The 17,749-nt window shown below is 75.0% G+C and carries 14 protein-coding genes; 3 read left to right on the top strand and 11 right to left on the bottom strand.

Annotation, left to right across the window (positions count from 1 at the left end; genetic code table 11):
* Positions 1–16: 16 nt before the first annotated feature.
* The 6 genes from JQN70_RS08645 to JQN70_RS08670 all read right to left on the bottom strand — a co-directional run bounded on the left by JQN70_RS08645 (position 17) and on the right by JQN70_RS08670 (position 7,798).
* Positions 17–2,413: a [protein-PII] uridylyltransferase gene (locus tag JQN70_RS08645; protein WP_204130909.1), complete on the bottom strand. Its 2,397-nt coding sequence runs from the start codon at positions 2,411–2,413 to the stop codon at positions 17–19.
* A 3-nt stretch (positions 2,414–2,416) separates the two neighbouring features.
* The gene (locus tag JQN70_RS08650) at positions 2,417–2,755 is read right to left on the bottom strand and encodes a P-II family nitrogen regulator (RefSeq protein WP_204130910.1); all 339 of its coding nucleotides are present in this window, start codon (positions 2,753–2,755) and stop codon (positions 2,417–2,419) included.
* Complete coding sequence (locus tag JQN70_RS08655) at positions 2,755–4,074, bottom strand: ammonium transporter (RefSeq protein ID WP_204131002.1); 1,320 nt, start codon at positions 4,072–4,074, stop codon at positions 2,755–2,757. Before JQN70_RS08655 ends, JQN70_RS08650 begins: the two co-directional genes overlap by 1 nt.
* Before the next feature lie 252 nt (positions 4,075–4,326).
* On the bottom strand, positions 4,327–5,517 hold the full coding sequence (gene ftsY / locus JQN70_RS08660; RefSeq protein ID WP_204130911.1) for a signal recognition particle-docking protein FtsY: 1,191 nt from the start codon (positions 5,515–5,517) through the stop codon (positions 4,327–4,329).
* A gap of 46 nt (positions 5,518–5,563) precedes the next feature.
* Positions 5,564–7,516, bottom strand: a complete 1,953-nt coding sequence (locus JQN70_RS08665) for a M13 family metallopeptidase (protein WP_204130912.1) — start codon at positions 7,514–7,516, stop codon at positions 5,564–5,566.
* 72 nt (positions 7,517–7,588) lie between these two features.
* Positions 7,589–7,798, bottom strand: a complete 210-nt coding sequence (locus JQN70_RS08670) for a hypothetical protein (protein ID WP_204130913.1) — start codon at positions 7,796–7,798, stop codon at positions 7,589–7,591.
* 74 nt (positions 7,799–7,872) lie between these two features.
* On the opposite strand from JQN70_RS08670, the gene lepB reads away from it, so the two are divergent.
* Both lepB and JQN70_RS08680 read left to right on the top strand, forming a co-directional pair.
* The gene (gene lepB / locus JQN70_RS08675) at positions 7,873–8,583 is read left to right on the top strand and encodes a signal peptidase I (protein WP_307835879.1); all 711 of its coding nucleotides are present in this window, start codon (positions 7,873–7,875) and stop codon (positions 8,581–8,583) included.
* 82 nt (positions 8,584–8,665) lie between these two features.
* Positions 8,666–9,664, top strand: a complete 999-nt coding sequence (locus JQN70_RS08680) for a Rossmann-fold NAD(P)-binding domain-containing protein (RefSeq protein WP_204130914.1) — start codon at positions 8,666–8,668, stop codon at positions 9,662–9,664.
* 12 nt (positions 9,665–9,676) lie between these two features.
* Here JQN70_RS08680 and smc read toward each other — a convergent pair whose 3' ends face one another.
* From smc to JQN70_RS08695, 3 genes are all read right to left on the bottom strand, one after another.
* Positions 9,677–13,249 carry a chromosome segregation protein SMC gene (gene smc / locus JQN70_RS08685; RefSeq protein ID WP_204130915.1) on the bottom strand — a complete coding sequence of 1,191 codons (3,573 nt, stop codon included), beginning with the start codon at positions 13,247–13,249 and terminating at the stop codon, positions 9,677–9,679.
* A gap of 145 nt (positions 13,250–13,394) precedes the next feature.
* The gene (locus JQN70_RS08690) at positions 13,395–13,787 is read right to left on the bottom strand and encodes a chorismate mutase (RefSeq protein ID WP_204130916.1); all 393 of its coding nucleotides are present in this window, start codon (positions 13,785–13,787) and stop codon (positions 13,395–13,397) included.
* 28 nt (positions 13,788–13,815) lie between these two features.
* Positions 13,816–14,124, bottom strand: coding sequence for an acylphosphatase (locus tag JQN70_RS08695; RefSeq protein WP_204130917.1), 309 nt, complete (start codon positions 14,122–14,124; stop codon positions 13,816–13,818).
* Between the two features lie 82 nt (positions 14,125–14,206).
* Here JQN70_RS08695 and JQN70_RS08700 point away from each other — a divergent pair, with 82 nt between their 5' ends.
* Complete coding sequence (locus JQN70_RS08700) at positions 14,207–16,147, top strand: acyltransferase family protein (protein WP_204130918.1); 1,941 nt, start codon at positions 14,207–14,209, stop codon at positions 16,145–16,147.
* Here the strand turns inward: JQN70_RS08700 and mutM are convergent.
* Together mutM and rnc are read right to left on the bottom strand one after the other, a co-directional pair.
* On the bottom strand, positions 16,119–16,994 hold the full coding sequence (gene mutM, locus JQN70_RS08705) for a bifunctional DNA-formamidopyrimidine glycosylase/DNA-(apurinic or apyrimidinic site) lyase (RefSeq protein WP_204130919.1): 876 nt from the start codon (positions 16,992–16,994) through the stop codon (positions 16,119–16,121). The two genes, JQN70_RS08700 and mutM, sit on opposite strands and share 29 nt — an antisense overlap.
* Positions 16,987–17,745: a ribonuclease III gene (rnc, locus tag JQN70_RS08710; protein WP_204130920.1), complete on the bottom strand. Its 759-nt coding sequence runs from the start codon at positions 17,743–17,745 to the stop codon at positions 16,987–16,989. Before rnc ends, mutM begins: the two co-directional genes overlap by 8 nt.
* Positions 17,746–17,749 lie beyond the last annotated feature (4 nt).

Below are 17,749 nucleotides of genomic sequence, written 5' to 3' on the forward strand. Positions count from 1 at the left end.
GACTGACGACGGGGCCTCAGGACGGGCCGACGCCGTCGCAGGTGTCGATGACGAGGCTGACCGCCTGCGCGACCCGGGCCGGCGGCAGCGGCAGCCCGTCGGCGCCGGTGAGGTAGAAGGTGTCGAGGGTCTGGCCCGCGTAGGTCGCGATGTGGGCCGAACGCACCGACACGCCCGCCCCGGCGAGCGCCGCGCCGAGCTCGTGGAGCAGCCCCGGGCGGTCCTGGGCGCGCACCTCGAGGACCGTCGCCTCGGTACTGGCGCCCGGGACGACGAGGGCGCGCGACTGCCCCGGCGACCCGATGCCCGAGGACCCCGACGGCCGCGGCAGGTGCGCCCGTCGGCGGTCGAGGGTCTGGAGCGGGCCGCGGTCGCCGCGCCCCAGCCGGGCCAGGCCGCGGACGATGCGCTCGGGGTCGGGCACCGCGCCGGACGGTGACTCGACGTGCCACTCGTCGATGGCGACGCCGTCGACGGTGCGCAGGATCGCGGTGCGCACGGTGTGGCCCTCGGCGGCGAGCAGCCCCGCGGTGTCGGCGAACAGCCCGACCCGGTCGACGTCGACGATGTCCAGCCGGTGCGACCCGCCGCCGGACACGACGTGGACCTGGGGGCGTCCGGCACGCACCGCCGCGGCGACGTCCGGGTCGACCCGCCGGACGCCGGTCTCCTCCCCCGCGGCCGCGTCGTCGGGCCCGGCCTGCGGCGCGTCGAGGCGCGCCCGCACCGCCACGGCGAGCTGCTCGAGCAGGGTGGCCCGCCAGTCGGTCCACGCCAGCGGCCCGGCCGCCGAGGCGTCGGCCTCGGTGAGCGCGAGGAGGATCTCGAAGACCTCCCGGTCGCCGTCGACCGCCGCGACCGCGGCGTCGACGGTCGCGGGGTCCTCGTGGTCACGCCGGGTGGCGAGCTCGATGAGGGTGAGGTGCTCGCGCACGAGGGTGACGAGCACGTCGACGTCGCGCGGCGGGAAGTCCCAGCGCGTCGCGACGGTACGGGTGGCCTCGGCACCGGTGACGGAGTGGTCGTGGCTGCCGCGGACCTTGCCGATGTCGTGGAGCAGCGCGCCGACGAGGAGGAGGTCCGGGCGGGAGGTGCGCCGGACGAGCCCGGCCGCGCGCACGACGGTCTCGACGAGGTGCCGGTCGACGGTGTGCCGGTGCACGGCGTTGCGCTGCGGGCGGGAGCGCACGGCCGCCCACTCGGGCAGCCACTGCTCGATGATCCCGACCTGGTCGAGCCCCTCCCAGACGGTGACGAGCCCCGGTCCGGAGGCGAGCAGGTCACCGAGCAGGTCGCGGCCGTACTGGGGCCACGGGGTCGGCAGGGCCGGGACGGCGGCCGCGAGGTTCTCGAGGGTCACCGGCGCGATCGGCAGGCCGGCCCGGGACGCGACGACCGCAGCCCGCAGGGCCATCCCGTCGTCGGTCTCGGCGAGCCGGGCCGACCCGAGGACGACCTCCCCGTCGCTCGCGAACAGGCCGTGCCCGAGCGGGGTCATCTGGGGGCGGCGCGGGCCGACGCGCAGGGTCCGGGCCCGCTGCGACTGCCCGGCTCGCCGCACCGTGCCGTCGAGCGAGTAGGCGATCAGCCGGCCGGCGTCGGACACGGCGGTCAGCAGGTCGTCGGCGTCCGGGTGTCCGAGGAGCGCCGCGACGGCGTCGTGGTCCTCGCGGCCCAGCCGGTCGCGACCACGGCCGGTGACGACGTGGACGGCGTCGCGCACGTCGAGGAGCAGCTCGTGGGCCGCGTCGACCCCGCCGTGCGGTCGGTCGGCGAGCCACGCCTCGGCGAGCGCGAGGAGGACGGTCATGTCGCGGAGGCCGCCGTGGGCCTCCTTGAGCTCGGGCTCGATGGACTGCGCGAGGTCACCCTGGCGCGCGTACCGCGTCGCGAGGGCCTCGACGAGCTGCGGGAGGCGCTTGCGCGCGTTGCCCCGCCAGTCGTGGGCGACCGTGGAGCGGGCGGCCGCGACGAGCTCCTCGTCGCCCGCGAGCGCGGTGAGGTCGAGCAGCCCGACGGCCGCGGTGAGGTCGCCCGCCGCCACCTGGCGGCACTGGGTGACCGTGCGGACGCTGTGGTCGAGGCGGACCCCGGCGTCCCAGATGGGGTACCAGACGCGGTCGGCGAGGGCGGTCAGCTCCTTGGCCGGCAGCGAGCGCTCCGAGTGGAGCAGGACGAGGTCGTAGTCCGAGAGCGGGCCGGCGTCACCGCGCCCCAGGCTCCCGACGGCCGCGAGGGCCACCCCCTCGATGCGCGCCCCACCCGTCGCGGACCGCCACACCTCGGCGAGCCACTCGCGGTTGAAGGCCGACAGGGCCGCCCGGCGCGCCCGGCCGGCACCGGCGACGTGGAAGTCGCGGGTGCCGGCCAGGTCGAGCCTCCGGGAGCCGATGTCGCTCGAGGAGGTGGCCATCGCTCAGATCGCCTCCACGCCGCGTTCGCCGGTGCGGACCCGGGCGACCTCCTCGACGGGGGTCACCCACACTTTGCCGTCGCCGATCCGCCCGGTCTGCGCGGCCTTGAGGACGACGTCGACGACCGAGGTGGCGTCCATGTCGTCGACGAGGACCTCGAGGCGGGTCTTCGGCACGAAGTCGACGGTGTACTCGGCGCCGCGGTAGACCTCGCTGTGGCCGCGCTGGCGGCCGTAGCCCTGCGCCTCGCTGATGGTCATGCCCTGGATGCCGAAGGCCTCGAGGGCCTCCTTCACCTCGTCGAGCTGGTGCGGCTTGATGATGGCGGTGACGAGCTTCATCACTTGGCTCCTTCGAGGTCGAGGCTCTCCGCGCTCGGGCGGCTCGGCGTGGGCGCGGCGGCGGTGGTCATCCGACCACCCCGGCCGGCCAGCTCGTACGCGGACTCGCCGTGCTCGTTGTAGTCGATGCCCTCGACCTCCTCGTCCTCCGACACCCGCCACCCGATGGTGAACTTGATGGCGTAGGCGATGATCGCGGTGAAGACGCCGGTCCAGACCATCGTGAAGAGCGCGGCACCGGTCTGGTTGATCAGCGACTCGAAGCCGCCGCCGTAGAACAGGCCGTTGACCCCGCCGGGGGCGACGTCGGTCGAGAAGAACCCGATGAGGATGGTGCCGAGCAGGCCGCCGACGAGGTGCACGCCGACGACGTCGAGCGAGTCGTCGAGGCCGAACTTGAACTTCAGCCCGACCGCCCAGGCGCAGACCGCGCCGGTGATCGCGCCGATGGCGATGGCGCCGGCGAGGCCGACCGCACCACAGGCCGGGGTGATGGCGACGAGGCCCGCGACGATGCCGGACGCGGCGCCGAGCGAGGTGGCCTTGCCGTGCATGAGCCGCTCGACGAGCAGCCAGCCGAGCATCGCGGCGCAGGTCGCGAGGGTCGTGTTCATGAAGGTGAACCCGGTCTCGGACATGAACTGCGCGGTGCTCGCCTCGGCGGTGTCACCGGCGAGGACGACCGAGCCGACGTTGAAGCCGTACCAGCCGAACCACAGCAGGCCCGCGCCCGCCATCGTCAGGGTGAGGTTGTGCGGCTTCATCGGCTCCTTGGGCCAGTTCCTGCGCCGACCGATGATCAGCGCGAGGACGCCGCCCGCGATGCCGGCGTTGATGTGGACGACCGTGCCGCCCGCGTAGTCCTGCTGCGAGAGGTGGCTGTAGATGAACCCACCGCCCCAGGTGTTGTGGGCGATCGGGAAGTAGCAGAGGGTCAGCCACAGCGGCACGAAGACCATCCACGACGAGAACTTCACGCGGTCGGCGATCGCGCCCGAGATGAGCGCGGCGGTGATCGTCGCGAAGGTCAGCTGGAACAGGACCCCGACGTACGGGCTGCCCGTGCCGTCGGCGGTGCTGTGCCACGAGACGCCGGAGAGGCCGAACATCTCGAACGGGTTGCCGATGAGCTGTCCGTTGCCCGCGCCGCCCCAGCCCATCGACCAGCCCCAGAGGACGAAGACGATCGCGCCGATGCCGAAGGCCCCGTAGGACATCATCATCATGTTGAGGACCGACCGCGAGCGGGTCATGCCTCCGTAGAAGAGCGCCAGCGCCGGCACGGTCATCATCAGCACGAGGGCTGTCGCGACCAGCATGAAGGCGTAGTAGCCGTCCAAGGATCCTCCAGTGTTCGATGCTCCTGGACGGGCGACCGGGCAGCTCACCCGGGTCGAGAGACCCGTCCGCGTACCCGAGACAGCGTCGGCGGCCGAGGTTTCACCGCCCGCCGTGTCGTGTTTCGTCGACGTTTCGGCTCCGGCCCCCCGGTAAGCATCGCGTTTCGGGTCCGGGGAGGTCCCGCATCGTGAGACCGCGGCGGCGTGGAGGGCGCCGGCGGTCGTCCGCCGTCAGTCGAGGACGGCGTCGACGAAGGCCTCGGGGTCGAACGGCGCGAGGTCGTCCGGACCCTCGCCGAGGCCGACGAGCTTGACCGGCACGCCGAGGGCCCGCTGCACGGCGACGACGATGCCGCCCTTCGCGGTGCCGTCGAGCTTCGTGAGGACGATGCCGGTGATGCCGACGACCTCGGAGAACACCTCGGCCTGGCGCATGCCGTTCTGGCCGGTCGTGGCGTCGAGGACGAGGAGCACCTCGTCGACGGGGCTCTGCTTCTCGATGACCCGCTTGACCTTGCCGAGCTCGTCCATGAGGCCGGCCTTGTTCTGGAGGCGGCCCGCGGTGTCGACGAGCACGACGTCGGCCTCGAGCTCGGCGGCGGCCTTCACGGCGTCGAAGGCGACGGAGGCGGGGTCGGCGCCGTCGCGGTCGGAGCGCACGGTCGGGACGCCGACCCGTCCGCCCCACGTCTCCAGCTGGTCGGCGGCGGCGGCGCGGAAGGTGTCGGCGGCCCCGAGGACGACGTCCTTGTCCTCGGCGACGAGGACGCGGGCCAGCTTGCCGACCGTCGTCGTCTTGCCGGTGCCGTTGACGCCGACGACGAGGATGCACGCCGGTCGGTCGCCGACCCGCTCGTCGGCGAGCGAGCGGTCCATCGACGGGTCGACGAGGGCGAGCAGCTCCTCGCGGAGCATCGTGCGCACGGCGGCCTCGTCGGTGGTGCCCTCGACGGCGACGCGGGTGCGCAGCCGCTCGACGAGCTCGGTGCTCGCCTGCACCCCGAGGTCGGCGCCGAGGAGGGTGTCCTCGACCTCCTCCCACGCGGCGTCGTCGAGCGAGCCGCGCGACAGCAGGGCGAGCAGCCCCTTGCCGAGGGCGGTGTTGGAGCGGGCCAGCCGGGCGCGCAACCGCCGCAGCCGGCCGGCCGGCGCCTCGGGGGTCTCGACGGTGGGGGTCGGCGCGGGGGCCGGGAGGACCTCGGGCTCGTCCTCGACGACCTCGCCGGGGTGCTCGATGGTGCCGATCGCCCCGTCGGGCGCGAGGTCGGCGTCGGACGGACCGGGAGCCCCGGGGACCTGCGGCGCCCCGAGCTCGCGCTCGTCGGCGCCCCCGCGTCCGCGGAGGAGACCGAGGACGACGCCGCCGACGACGACGAGCACGGCGACGGCGATGCCGACGTAGACCCACAACGAATCGCTCACGGCGCCATCCTGTCAAGGGCGCGGCGTCGACCCAAACCGGACGACCTCAGAAGATGCGCACCCGCTCGTCCTCGGGCACCCACAGCCCGTCCCCCGGCCCGGTGCCGAAGGCCTCGTGGAACTCGTCGAGGTTGCGGACGGCGTTGGCCCGCAGGTCCATCGGGCTGTGCGGGTCGATGGCGAGCAGGCGCTCGGCCTCGGCCCGGCGCGACTTGCCCCGCCAGATCTGCGCCCAGCCGAGGAAGAAGCGCTGGTCGCCGGTGAAGCCGTCGAGCTCGGCGGCGGGCTCGTCGCCGAGGGCGATGCGGTAGGCGGAGTAGCCGATGGTCAGGCCGCCGAGGTCGCCGATGTTCTCGCCGACGGTCAGGGCCCCGTTGACCTTCTGGCCGGGGGCGTCGCGGGTCTCGAGGAGCGAGTACTGCCCGACGAGCGCGTCGGCGAGGGCCTGGAAGCGCTCGCGGTCGCTCGCGGTCCACCAGTCGCGCAGCTCGCCGCGCCCGTCGAACTGCGAGCCCTGGTCGTCGAAGCCGTGGCCGATCTCGTGACCGATGACCGCGCCGATGCCGCCGTAGTTGGCGGCGTCGTCGGCGTCGACGTCGAAGAAGGGCGGCTGGAGGATCGCCGCGGGGAAGACGATCTCGTTCATCCCGGGGTTGTAGTAGGCGTTGACGGTCTGCGGGGTCATGAACCACTCGGTGCGGTCGACGGGGCCGCCGAGCTTGGCGAGGTTGCGCTCGACCTCGAAGGCCGCGGCCCGCCGCACGTTGCCGAGCAGGTCGCCCGCGCGCACCTCGAGGGTCGAGTAGTCGCGCCAGCGGTCCGGGTAGCCGATCTTCGGGGTGAACGCCCCGAGCTTCTCGAGCGCCTCGGCGCGGGTGGAGGCCCCCATCCACGGGACCTCGGAGAGGCTGCGTCGGAAGGCCTCGACGAGGTGGCCGACGAGCTCGAGCATCCGCTCCTTGGCGTGCGGCGGGAAGTGCCGCTCGACGTAGAGCTGGCCCACCGCCTCGCCGAGGGCGTCCTCGACGAGGGTGACGGCGCGCTTCCAGCGGTCGCGCAGCTTCGGGACGCCGGAGAGCGTGCGACCGAAGAAGTCGAAGTTCTCCTCGACGAAGGGCGCCGACAGGTACGGCGCGTGCGCGTGGACGACGTGCCACGCGAGCCAGTCGCGCCACACCTCGATGCCGACCTCGGTGAGCGCCTCGCCGAGGGCCGTGACGAACGACGGCTGGCGGACGACGACGGCCCGGAAGGCGTGCGCGGGGGCGCCGAGGCCCTCGAGGAAGGCCGTCCAGTCGAGCGCCGGCGCGAGCGCGTCGAGACCGGGCCGGTCGAGGAGGGTGTACGTGCGCACCGGGTCGCGGTTGCTCACCTTGTCCCAGTGGGCGGCGGCGAGCCGGGTCTCGAGGTCGACGACCCGCGCGGCGGCGGCCTGCGCGCCGGGGTGCGCGACGAGCTCGAGCATCCGGGCCACGTGCGGGACGTAGGCGGCCCGCGTGTCGGCGTGCTGCGGCTCGCGGTAGTACGACTCGTCGGGCAGGCCGAGCCCGGCCTGCTCGAGGTAGACGACGTAGCGGTCGGGGTCGCGGTCGTCGGTGTTGACGAACGGGATGACCGGGCCCATGACGCCGTCGCGGCCGAGCTCGCCGAGCAGGCGCATGAGGCCGGAGGCGTCGCGGACGCCCGCGACCCGCTCGAGGTCGGCGAGCACGGGGCCGGCGCCGAGGGCGTCGACGGCGGCCTCGTCCATGAAGCTCGAGTAGAGGTCACCGACCTTCGCGGCGACGCTGCCCGGGGCGGGCGACCCCGCCGCGACCTCCTCGATGATCGTCCGGACGTGCTCCTCGGCGGCCTCGCGGAGCGTGTCGAAGGTGCCGTACCGGCCGCGGTCGTCGGGGATCTCGGTGTGCGCCACCCACCCGCCGTTGGCGAAGGCGAACAGGTCGTCCTGGGGGCGGACCGTCTCGTCGACGGAGGCGGTGTCGATGCCGGACCTCATCCGGTGGCTCCTTCTCGCTCGGGTGGCCTCATTCGACCACACCGCGCCGACGGGAGGTGGGCCCCCGGCGGGTCAGGCGGAGAGGCGCTCGCGCTCGGGGACCTCGACCGGTGCGGCGGCGTCGGAGCCGGGGGCGACCCGCTCGCGCAGCGTCTCGAGGGTGGCGTGGCCGCGCCGGGTGAGGACCCGGCGACCCGCCCGGCGCGCCGGCACCGCCACCACCCCGACGACGGCCACGGCCAGGGCGGTGATGAGCAGGAGCGAGAGCACGACGGCGACCATGCCCCCAGTCTCCCGAGCCCTCCGGCGCGTCACCAAATCGACACCTGTGACGGGACCGGACTAGGGTGACGCGCGTGACCGACGCCGGTGCCGTGCCCGACCGGCCGACCCCCCGCCGCCGACGTCGCCTGCCGTGGTTTACCGAGGTGCTCGTCGCCCTCGTCGCGGTGGCCCTGGTCCAGGCCTTCCTCGTCAAGCCCTTCGGCGTCCCGTCGCAGTCGATGGAGAACACCCTCCACATCGGCGACCGGATCCTCGTCAACCGCCTCGACCACGACGTCGACCGCGGTGACGTCGTCGTCTTCGGCCACGGCAGCTCGTGGCAGGAGAAGCGGCTGCCGCCGGCGTCCAACCCCGTGACGCGGGCCGCGCGCTGGGTCGGCGACCTCACGGGCATCGGCCCGAGCAACACCTCGTACACCGTCAAGCGGGTCGTCGGCCTGCCCGGCGAGCGCGTCGCGTGCTGCAGCACCGACGGGCGGGTCACCGTCGACGACCGGCCCCTCGACGAGCCCTACGTCCTCGAGGACCTGCCCTTCGTCGCCGGCTCGCTCGACTGCTCCAGCACCCCCCGCTCGACCCGCTGCTTCCCCGAGATCACCGTGCCGCGAGAGAACCTCCTCGTCCTCGGCGACCACCGCTCGCAGTCCGCGGACTCGGTCATCGGGTGCCGGGGCGCGACCGAGGGCGGCGAGTGCGCGCGGTTCGTGCCCCTGACGCGGGTCGTCGGCCCGGTCGTCCTGCGGTTCTGGCCGCCGGGCGACGTCGGCGGCATCCGCCACTGACCCCCGGGCGTCCGCGCTCCCCGGCTCCGCTCTCCGCGAACAGGCCTTCCGCAGAACCGGTCCCGCGTGGTCGGGTGGCCGGATGAAGCTCCTCGTGCTCGGCGGCACCGCCTTCCTCGGCCGGGAGGTCGCCCGCGCCGGGCTGGCCGCCGGTCACGACGTCACGTGCGTGGCGCGCGGCACCTCGGGCGAGGTCGCCGCGGGCGCGCGCCTCGTCGTGGCCGACCGCGCGGCCGACGGGCTCGGCGGGGTCGAGGAGGAGCGGTGGGACGCCGTCGTCGACGTCGCACGCGACCCCGGGCAGGTCCGCCGCGCGGTCGCGGCGCTGCGGGGCCGGGTGGGGCACTGGGGGTTCGTCTCCACCGGCAACGTCTACGCCGACCACTCGGTGCGCGAGGCCGACGAGTCCACTCCCCTGCTCGACCCGCTCGAGGAGGGCGGCGAGGAGCCCGACGAGTACGGCGGCAAGAAGGTCGCCTGCGAGCGCCACGTCCTCGACGGCGTCGGCGCCGACCGCGTGCTCGTCGCCCGGGCCGGCCTGCTCGGCGGGCCCGGCGACACGTCCGGGCGCACCGGCTGGTGGCCGTGGCGGTTCGCCCACCCGGCCTCCCCCGGAGAGGTACTGGTCCCCGATGCGCTCGAGGACCCGGCGCAGGTCCTCGACGCCCGCGACCTCGCGGCGTGGCTCGTCCGCTCCGGCGAGTCCGGAACGGCCGGTGTCGTCGACGCCGTGGGACCGACGACGACGCTCGGGGGCGTGCTGGCGGCCGCACGCGAGGCGGCCGGGTCCCCCGCCGTCGAGGCCGTGGCCGCGGACCCCACCTGGCTCACCGAGCAGGACGTCGGGGCCTGGATGGGCCCGCGCTCGCTGCCGCTGTGGCTGCCCTACCCCGAGTATGCGGGGTTCGCCGCCCGCACCGGGGAGGCCGCGCGGGGGCTCGGGCTCACGACCCGCCCGCTCGTCGACACGCTGCGCGACGTCCTCGCCTGGGAGGAGGAGCGTCCGGCCGACCAGCCGCGGCGCACCGGGCTCGGAGACGACGACGAGCGCACGCTGCTCGCCGCCTGGCACACCCGCTGAGGCGCCCCGCGGTCAGGCGGAGGCGGCGACGTCGCGGATGCGCTGGCTGACGACCGTCGTCACGCCGTCACCGCGCATCGAGACGCCGTAGAGGGCGTCCGCGACCTCCATCGTCCGCTTCTGGTGCGTGATGACGATGAGCTGGCTGGAGTCGCGCAGCTCTTCGAAGAGGGTGATGAGCCGGCCGAGGTTGGTGTCGTCGAGGGCGGCCTCGACCTCGTCCATGATGTAGAAGGGGCTCGGCCGGGCCTTGAAGATGGCCACGAGCAGCGCCACGGCCACGAGCGAGCGCTCGCCACCGGAGAGCAGCGAGAGCCGCTTGACCTTCTTGCCCGGCGGCCGCGCCTCGACCTCGATGCCGGTCGTCAGCATGTTGTCGGGGTCGGTGAGCACGAGGCGGCCCTCGCCGCCGGGGAACAGCCGGCCGAAGACCCGCTCGAACTGCGCCTCGGTGTCGTGGAAGGCCTCGGTGAAGACCTGCTCGACCCGCTCGTCGACCTCGCGGACGATGTCGAGCAGGTCGCGCTTGGAGCGCTTGAGGTCCTCGAGCTGGGTCGTGAGGAAGGTGTGCCGCTCCTCGAGCGCCGCGAACTCCTCGAGGGCGAGCGGGTTGACCCGCCCGAGGGCGGACAGCGCGCGCTCGGCCTTGCGCAGCCGCTTCTCCTGCTCCTCGCGGACGTACGGCACCGGCTCGGGCGTGGCGTCGGGGTCGTCGTCCGGCCCCGCGACGTGCGGCACCTCGCGGTGCGGGCCGAACTCCTCGACGAGCACCTCGGGGTCGATGCCCAGCTCCTCGACGGCCTTGGCCTGCAGCTGCTCGATGCGGGCCAGCTGGCGGGCGCGGGCCATCTCGTCGCGGTGCGCGGCGTCGGTGAGGTCGCGCAGCTCGTCCTGGACGCCGGCGAGCTCCTGGCGCAGACCGGAGGCGACCCGGTCGCGCTCGACCCGCTCGGCCTCGGCGGCGTCGCGCAGGGTCGCCGCACGGGTCAGGGCCCGGGCGACGCTGTCGACCGCCCACGCGGCGGCCTCGTGGACGGCGGCCGCGACCTCGGCCTCGCGGCGGCGCTTCTCGCGGCGCTCGCGCAGCCGCTCGCGCGCGGCGATCTCGTTGCGGGCCGCACCCTCGAGCGAGTCGGCGCGACCCTTGAGCGCCCGGGCCCGCTCCTCCTTGGTGCGCAGGGCGAGCCGGACCTCGGTCTCCCCGGTGCGCGCCCGGCTGGCCTCGAGCTCGAGGCGGTCGCGCTCGTCGGTGGAGGGGTCGGCGTCCTCCTCGACCGGCTCGGCCTCGGCCTCGGCGAGCCGGGTGGTCAGGGCCTCGAGCTCGGTGCGGTCGGCCTCGAGCCGCTCGGTGGCCGCGGCGATGGCGGCCTCCGCGCGCTCGGCCTCGGCGCCGGCGGTGCGCATCGAGGCCCCGAGGGTGCCGAGGCGCTCGGCGATCGCGGCCATCCGGGCGTCGGACTCGTGGAGGGCCTCGAGGGCGGAGTCGACCTCGGTGCCCATCGTCGCCGCCTTCTCACGAGCGGCGGTGAGCGAGAACCGGGTCCGCTCGGCGCGGGCCGAGGCCTCGCCGAGCGCGGTGCGGGTCTCGTCGACGGCCGCCTGCACCTCGAGGAGGCTCTCGCCGGCGCTGCTGCCGCCACGGGCCCAGCCGGGGCCGAAGACGTCGCCGTCGGCGGTGACCGCGGTGACGCCGGGGTGGCGCGAGACGAGGGCGACGGCGTGGCCGGCGGTGGGCACGAGGGCCACCCGCTCGAGGAGCTGCTCGACGGCCGGCGCGACGGCGGCCTCGGCGCGCACGACGTCGCGGGCCCAGACGGCCTCGCCGCCGAGGTCGGGCCAGGAACCGGGGTCGCTCGGGCTGGCGGTCTCGCCGACGAGGAGGGCGGCGCGCCCACCGTCGGCCTCGCGCAGGCTCGCGAGCGCGGCGGCGGCGGAGTCGGCCGACCCGACGGCCAGCGCCTCCGACGCCCAGCCGAGGGCGGCGGCGACGGCCGCCTCGTGGCCGCCGCTGACGTGCAGCAGGGCGGTGACGGTGCCGAGGATCGCGTGCTCGTCGTCGGCCGCCTCGAGGAGCGTGGCCGCGCCGTCCTTGCGGCGCAGGCTCATCTCGAGCGCCTCGAGCCGGGCCTGGCTGGACGCCCGGTCGCGCTCGGCCGCCCGCTCGGCGGCGAGGAGCTGCTCGATCTCGCCCTCGACGGCGGCCAGCCGTTCGGCGGCCGCCTCGTAGGTGGTGTCGAGGCCCTCCTCGCCCTCCTCGTCGTGGGCGATGCCGCCCTCGAGCCGGGCGAACTCGCGCTCGGCCTCGGTGGCTCGCTCGCGGGCCTCGGTGACGAGACCCTGGAGCCGGCCGATCTCGGCCTCGGCGGCCTCGATCCGGCTGCGACGGGCCCCGACCTGTCCGGCGAGCTTGGCCAGGCCCTCGCGGCGGTCGGCGGCGGCGCGAGCGAGGCGGGCGAGGCGCTGCTGCTCGGCGGCGAACGCGGCCTCGGCGGCCTCGCGGGCCGACACGGCCTCGGCGAGCCCCTCGGTGGTCTCCTCGATCTCGGCGAGGAGCACGCCCTCGGCCTCGCGGGCCTGCGCGGCCTGGGCGCGCAGCTCCTCGGGGTCGCGGCCGGAGGTGGTCTCGTGCTCCTCGTCCTGGGAGAGCAGGCGCACCCGCTCGGCGGCGACCGAGCCGGTGGACTCGAGGCGGTCGCGCAGGCTCTGGAGGCGCACGACGCGCTCCTGGGCCCGGCCGAGCTCGGGGGCGGCGTCGGCGGCCATCCGCTCGACCTCCGAGAGCCGGCCGCGGACGGTGGCCAGGGCGTCCTCGACGGCGGTGCGGCGCTCGAGGAGCGCGGTCTCGTCGGCGACCTCCTGCTCGACGATGCCCGTCAGCTGGACGAGGTCGTCGGCGAGCAGGCGCAGCCGGGCGTCGCGGACGTCGGCCTGCACGACGGCGGCGCGGCGCGCGGCCTCGGCCTGGCGGCCGAGCGGGCCGAGCTGGCGCCGGATCTCGCCGGTGAGGTCCTGGACGCGGGTGAGGTTGCCCTCCATCTGCTCGAGCTTGCGCAGCCCCCGCTCCTTGCGGCGCCGGTGCTTGAGGACGCCCGCGGCCTCCTCGATGAAGCCGCGCCGCTCCTCGGGGGTCGCGCGCAGCACGGTGTCGAGCTGGCCCTGGCCGACGATGACGTGCATCTCGCGGCCGAGCCCCGAGTCGGAGAGCAGCTCCTGGACGTCGAGGAGGCGGCAGGACGTGCCGTTGATGGCGTACTCGGAGCCGCCACCGCGGAACATCGTCCGGGTGATCGTCACCTCGGTGTAGTCGATGGGCAGGGCGCCGTCGGTGTTGTCGATCGTCAGGCTGACCTCGGCCCGCCCGAGCGGCGGGCGACCGGCGGTGCCGGCGAAGATGACGTCCTCCATCTTGCCGCCGCGCAGGCTCTTGGCACCCTGCTCGCCCATGACCCAGGCGAGGGCGTCGACGACGTTGGACTTGCCGGAGCCGTTCGGGCCGACGACGCAGGTGATGCCCGGCTCGAGGCGCATCGTCGTCGCCGAGGCGAAGGACTTGAACCCCTTGAGGGTCAGCGTCTTGAGGTACATGCGGGCGGTCGTCGTCTCTCGTCGGTGGGCGGCCGGACCGGGGTCCGGGTCGCGGGCGATGCTACCGGGGCGCGCGGGAGGCGGCGGGACGTGCCGCTGCCCCGGTGGTGCCTGTGGCCCGTGGTGCTCGTGGGACCCGTGGGGGTCAGGAGCCGCCCGCGAGGTGCTCGTGGTGGTGGATGACCTCGGCGATGATGAAGTTCAGGAAGGCCTCGGCGAACTGCGGGTCGAGGCCGGAGTCGTCGGCGAGCGCCCGCAGCCGCGCGACCTGGGCCTCCTCGCGACCGGGGTCGGCGGCGGGCATCCCCACGGCGGCCTTGAGCTCGCCGACCGCCTGGGTGCACTTGAACCGCTCGGCGAGCAGGTGGACGAGGGCGGCGTCGATGTTGTCGATGCTCGAGCGCAGCCGCGCGAGGTCCGGGGGGATGTCGCTCACCCGCCCATCGTAGGAAGCCCACTCGCCCGCACCCCAGCGCGTCCCACTTCCCGAGCCTCGCCACCATCGAGATCGCGCGACATGCGGACATCGGCACTCCATGCTCCGCATGTCGCGCGACGTCGACCCGTCAGCGCTCGCGGAAGCCGGTCTCGCCCTTCGGCTCGGACCACAGTGGCGCCGAGACCGACGTGACCCGGCCCGGCCGCCCCGCACCGGACGGCTCGTCCCGCAGCAGGGCGTGCAGCGCCTCGATGTCCGGCCGCGGCCCCTCCGCGGCCACCTCCACGCGGCCGTCGGCGGTGTTGCGTGCCCAGCCGGCCAGCCCGAGCTCGAGGGCCCGGGCCCGGGTCCACCAGCGGAACCCGACGCCCTGCACCTGCCCCCGCACGAAGACCGTCGCCCGCTCGTCGTCGCCGACCTGTTCGTCCGCACCCATGCCGTCGATCCTAGGAACCCCACGGCCCCGCCCCACCGCGCGCCTCCGTCACCCTGTCACCACGCGTCACTACCGTTGCGTCATGGAGTCGCTCCGGCCCGAGGGGAGCGGTGGGGTCGCCACCGAACCGCGCCCCGCCGCGCCGACCGCCCGCCCCTCCCGACGCCTCCCGGGGCTCGACGGCCTGCGGGCCCTCGCGGTCCTCGCGGTCATCGCCTTCCACCTCGACCCGCGCTGGCTCCCCGGCGGCTTCCTCGGGGTCGACGTCTTCTTCGTCATCTCCGGGTTCCTCATCACGACGCTGCTGCTGCGCGAGCGGGCCGAGACCGGGTCCGTCGACCTGCGCGCCTTCTGGACCCGCCGCGCCCGCCGGCTGCTGCCCGCGCTGCTGCTCGTCGTCCCGTCGGCGGTCCTCCTCGCCCGGCTCACCGAGAGCGACCTGCTCGTCGGCATCGGGCGGCAGGTCCTCGGTGCCCTGACCTTCACCTCGAACTGGCTCGAGGTCGGGGCCGGCACCGACTACTTCGCCTCGACCTCCCCCACCCTGCTCGCCAACCTCTGGAGCCTGGCCGTCGAGGAGCAGTTCTACCTCCTGTGGCCGCTCGCGCTCCTCCTGCTGGTCCGGGTCGTCCGCCGCCCCGAGGCGCGCGCCGGCGCGGCCCTCGCGCTGGCCCTCGGGTCCTCGCTCCTCATGGCCCTGCGGCTCGACCCCGAACACCCGACCCGCGTCTACTACGGCACCGACACCCACGCCACCGGCCTGATGGTCGGCGCGGCCCTCGCGCTCGCCCTCGCCGCTCCGCACCGGGCCTGGACGCGCACCGCCTTCTGGGAGAGGCACCGTCGGGCGGTCGGCGCCGTGGCGCTGGTCGTGCTCGGCAGCCTGCTCGTCCTCGCCGACGAGCGCTCCCCCGTCACCTTCCGCGGCGGCATCCTCCTCGCCTCGGTCGCGACGGCCGCGCTGGTCCTCGTCGTCGTCGAGCGCCCCGGCCGGCTGCGCGCCCTCCTCGACCTGCCGGCCGCCCGCTGGGTCGGCTCACGCTCCTACGGCCTCTACCTGTGGCACTGGCCGGTCGTCCTCGTCGTCGGCCAGGACCTGCCGGTCGCGCCCGGCGGCCTCGACTACGTCCTCACCCGCGGCTGGGCCCTGCTCGTCACCGTCGCCGCGGCCGACCTCTCGTACCGGTTCGTCGAGACCCCGGTCCGCCGGCTCGGGTTCGGTGGCGCGCTGGCGGCCGGGGCCCGCCGGCTCCGCCGCGCCGGCACCCGTCGCGCCAGGGTCGCGATCGGCGTGCTCGTCACCGCCTCGGTCGCCACCGCGGTCGTCCTCGTCACGGCCCCCGAACGCACCGCCACCGAGGAGCTCATCGAGGCCAACGAGGCGGCCCTCGCGCGGCAGGCCGCCGCCACGGCCACCCCCACGCCGAGCGCCACCCCGACCCCGTCGGCCGGCGCGGCGACGAAGCCCGCGAAGGCCTCGACCACGCGCGCGTCGTGGACCATGCCCGCGGGCTCGGAGATCGACGCCTTCGGCGACTCGATGCTCGTCGGGGCCAAGCAGGCGATGGAGTACTACTTCCCGAAGATCCGCCTCGACGCCCGCTCCAACCGCCGGTGGAGCGAGGCGCCGGCGCTCGTGAAGCGCCGCGGCGACGGCCTGCGGCGCGCCGTCGTCCTCGCCTTCGGCACGAACTTCGGCACCGACGCCCGGGCCATCGACCGCACCCTCGACGCCGTCGGCCCCGACCGGATGGTCGTCGTCCTCACCGTCCACGGCCGGTACGCGCGCGCCGAGACCGACAACGACCAGCTGCGGGCCGCCGTCGCGGGCCGGGCCAACGTCGTCGTCGCCGACTGGGACGCCGCGCTCGCCGACACCAGCGGGATGCTGCAGTCCGACGGCATCCACCCGAGCATCAAGGGCGCGCACCTCTACAGCGCGACGGTCCGCTCCGCCCTCGCCGCCCTCTCCGAGCGGCGCACCGGCACCCCGGTCAGGCTCGAGCCGATCCCGCTGCCCTGACCCGCCGGGGCCGCGGCTGGCAGCGCGGGCACGAGAACGACGAGCGGTTCATGAACTGCTCACGCCGGATGGGGGTCCCGCAGCGCCGGCAGGGCCGGCCCTCCTGCCCGTACGCGGCGAGCGACCGGTCGAAGTACCCCGAGGCCCCGTTGACGTTGACGTAGAGCGCGTCGAAGCTCGTGCCCCCCTCGCCGAGCGCCTCGCGCATCACCTCCGTGGCGTGGTCGAGCAGCGTCCCCAGCCGCGGCTTCGTGAGCGCCGACGCCGGCCGCTCGCCGTGCACCTGCGCGCGCCAGAGCGCCTCGTCCGCGTAGATGTTGCCGATGCCGGAGACGACGGTCTGGTCGAGGAGGACCCGCTTGACGGCCGAGTCCTTGCCCTTCATCCGGCGCACGACGGCTGCCCGGTCGTAGGCGTCCTCGAGCGGGTCCGGGGCGATGTGGGCGATGGTCAGCGGCACGCCGTCGTGACCGAGGTCGGTGAGGGCCAGGCCGCCGAAGGTGCGCTGGTCGACGAAGCGCAGCTCGGGGCCGCCGCCCTCGAACGAGAACCGGGCGTGGAGGTGCTTCTCGTCGGGCAGCGCGGGGTCCTCGACGAGCAGCTGGCCGCTCATCCCGAGGTGGAGGATGAGCCCGACGCCGTCCTCGAGGTCCCACCACAGGTACTTGCCGCGGCGCCGGACGGCGGCGACCCGGCGCCCGGCCAGGCGCGACGCGAGGTCCTCGGGGCCGGCGACGTGGCGACGCGCGACGCGGTGGCCGCGCAGCTCGACGCCGACCAGCCGGCGGCCCTCGACGTGCGTGGCGAGGCCCCGCCGGACGACCTCGACCTCGGGGAGCTCAGGCACCGTCGGCGGTGGCGCTCTCGTGGGCGTCGCGGATGGCCGTCCAGGCGTGCGCGGCGGCCTCCTGCTCGGCGACCTTCTTCGTGCGCCCGGTCCCCCGACCCAGCACCGTGCCCCCGATGACGACCTCGGCCTCGAACGACTTCGCGTGCTCGGGACCGTCCTCGGAGACGAGGTACTCGGGCGAGCCGAGCCCGTGCCGCGAGCTGATCTCCTGGAGGCTGGTCTTCCAGTCCAGGCCGGCCCCGAGGGTGGCCGACTGGGCGAGGAGCGGGTCGACGAGGCTGTGCACGAGCTCGCCGGCGGCCTCGATGCCGGCGCACTGGTAGACCGCCCCGATGACCGCCTCGACGGTGTCGGCGAGGATCGAGTCCTTGTCGCGCCCCCCGGTGCTCTCCTCGCCCCGGCCGAGGAAGACGAAGTCGCCGAGCCCGAGCGTGCGCCCGACGTCGGCGAGGGCCCGCATGTTGACGACGGCCGCTCGCAGCTTGGCGAGCTGGCCCTCGGTCTCGTCGGGGTTGGTGTCGTAGAGGGTCGTCGTGACGACGAGCCCGAGCACCGAGTCGCCGAGGAACTCGAGGCGCTCGTTGTGCGGCAGCCCGCCCATCTCGTACGCGTACGAGCGGTGCGTCAGGGCACGCCGGACCAGCGCCTCGTCGACGTCGACACCGGTGACCTCCGACAGGTGGTCGACCAGCTCGGTGACGGGACGCAGCGGCGTGAGCGATCCGGCCGCGGCCGGGCCCTTGCCCATGGGG

Origin of the sequence: Phycicoccus sonneratiae, assembly GCF_016887965.1 — a bacterium.
GTDB lineage: Bacteria > Actinomycetota > Actinomycetes > Actinomycetales > Dermatophilaceae > Phycicoccus > Phycicoccus sonneratiae.

What these genes read in the sequence shown, in the direction of transcription:
- JQN70_RS08645 (WP_204130909.1), bottom strand. Translation starts at nt 2,413, where the DNA reads ATGGCCACCTCCTCGAGCGACATCGGCTCCCGGAGGCTCGACCTGGCC.
- JQN70_RS08650 (WP_204130910.1), bottom strand. Translation starts at nt 2,755, where the DNA reads ATGAAGCTCGTCACCGCCATCATCAAGCCGCACCAGCTCGACGAGGTG.
- JQN70_RS08655 (WP_204131002.1), bottom strand. Translation starts at nt 4,074, where the DNA reads ATGCTGGTCGCGACAGCCCTCGTGCTGATGATGACCGTGCCGGCGCTG.
- JQN70_RS08665 (WP_204130912.1), bottom strand. Translation starts at nt 7,516, where the DNA reads ATGAGGTCCGGCATCGACACCGCCTCCGTCGACGAGACGGTCCGCCCC.
- JQN70_RS08670 (WP_204130913.1), bottom strand. Translation starts at nt 7,798, where the DNA reads ATGGTCGCCGTCGTGCTCTCGCTCCTGCTCATCACCGCCCTGGCCGTG.
- JQN70_RS08680 (WP_204130914.1), top strand. Translation starts at nt 8,666, where the DNA reads ATGAAGCTCCTCGTGCTCGGCGGCACCGCCTTCCTCGGCCGGGAGGTC.
- smc (WP_204130915.1), bottom strand. Translation starts at nt 13,249, where the DNA reads ATGTACCTCAAGACGCTGACCCTCAAGGGGTTCAAGTCCTTCGCCTCG.
- JQN70_RS08690 (WP_204130916.1), bottom strand. Translation starts at nt 13,787, where the DNA reads ATGGAGTGCCGATGTCCGCATGTCGCGCGATCTCGATGGTGGCGAGGC.
- JQN70_RS08695 (WP_204130917.1), bottom strand. Translation starts at nt 14,124, where the DNA reads ATGGGTGCGGACGAACAGGTCGGCGACGACGAGCGGGCGACGGTCTTC.
- JQN70_RS08700 (WP_204130918.1), top strand. Translation starts at nt 14,207, where the DNA reads ATGGAGTCGCTCCGGCCCGAGGGGAGCGGTGGGGTCGCCACCGAACCG.
- rnc (WP_204130920.1), bottom strand. Translation starts at nt 17,745, where the DNA reads ATGGGCAAGGGCCCGGCCGCGGCCGGATCGCTCACGCCGCTGCGTCCC.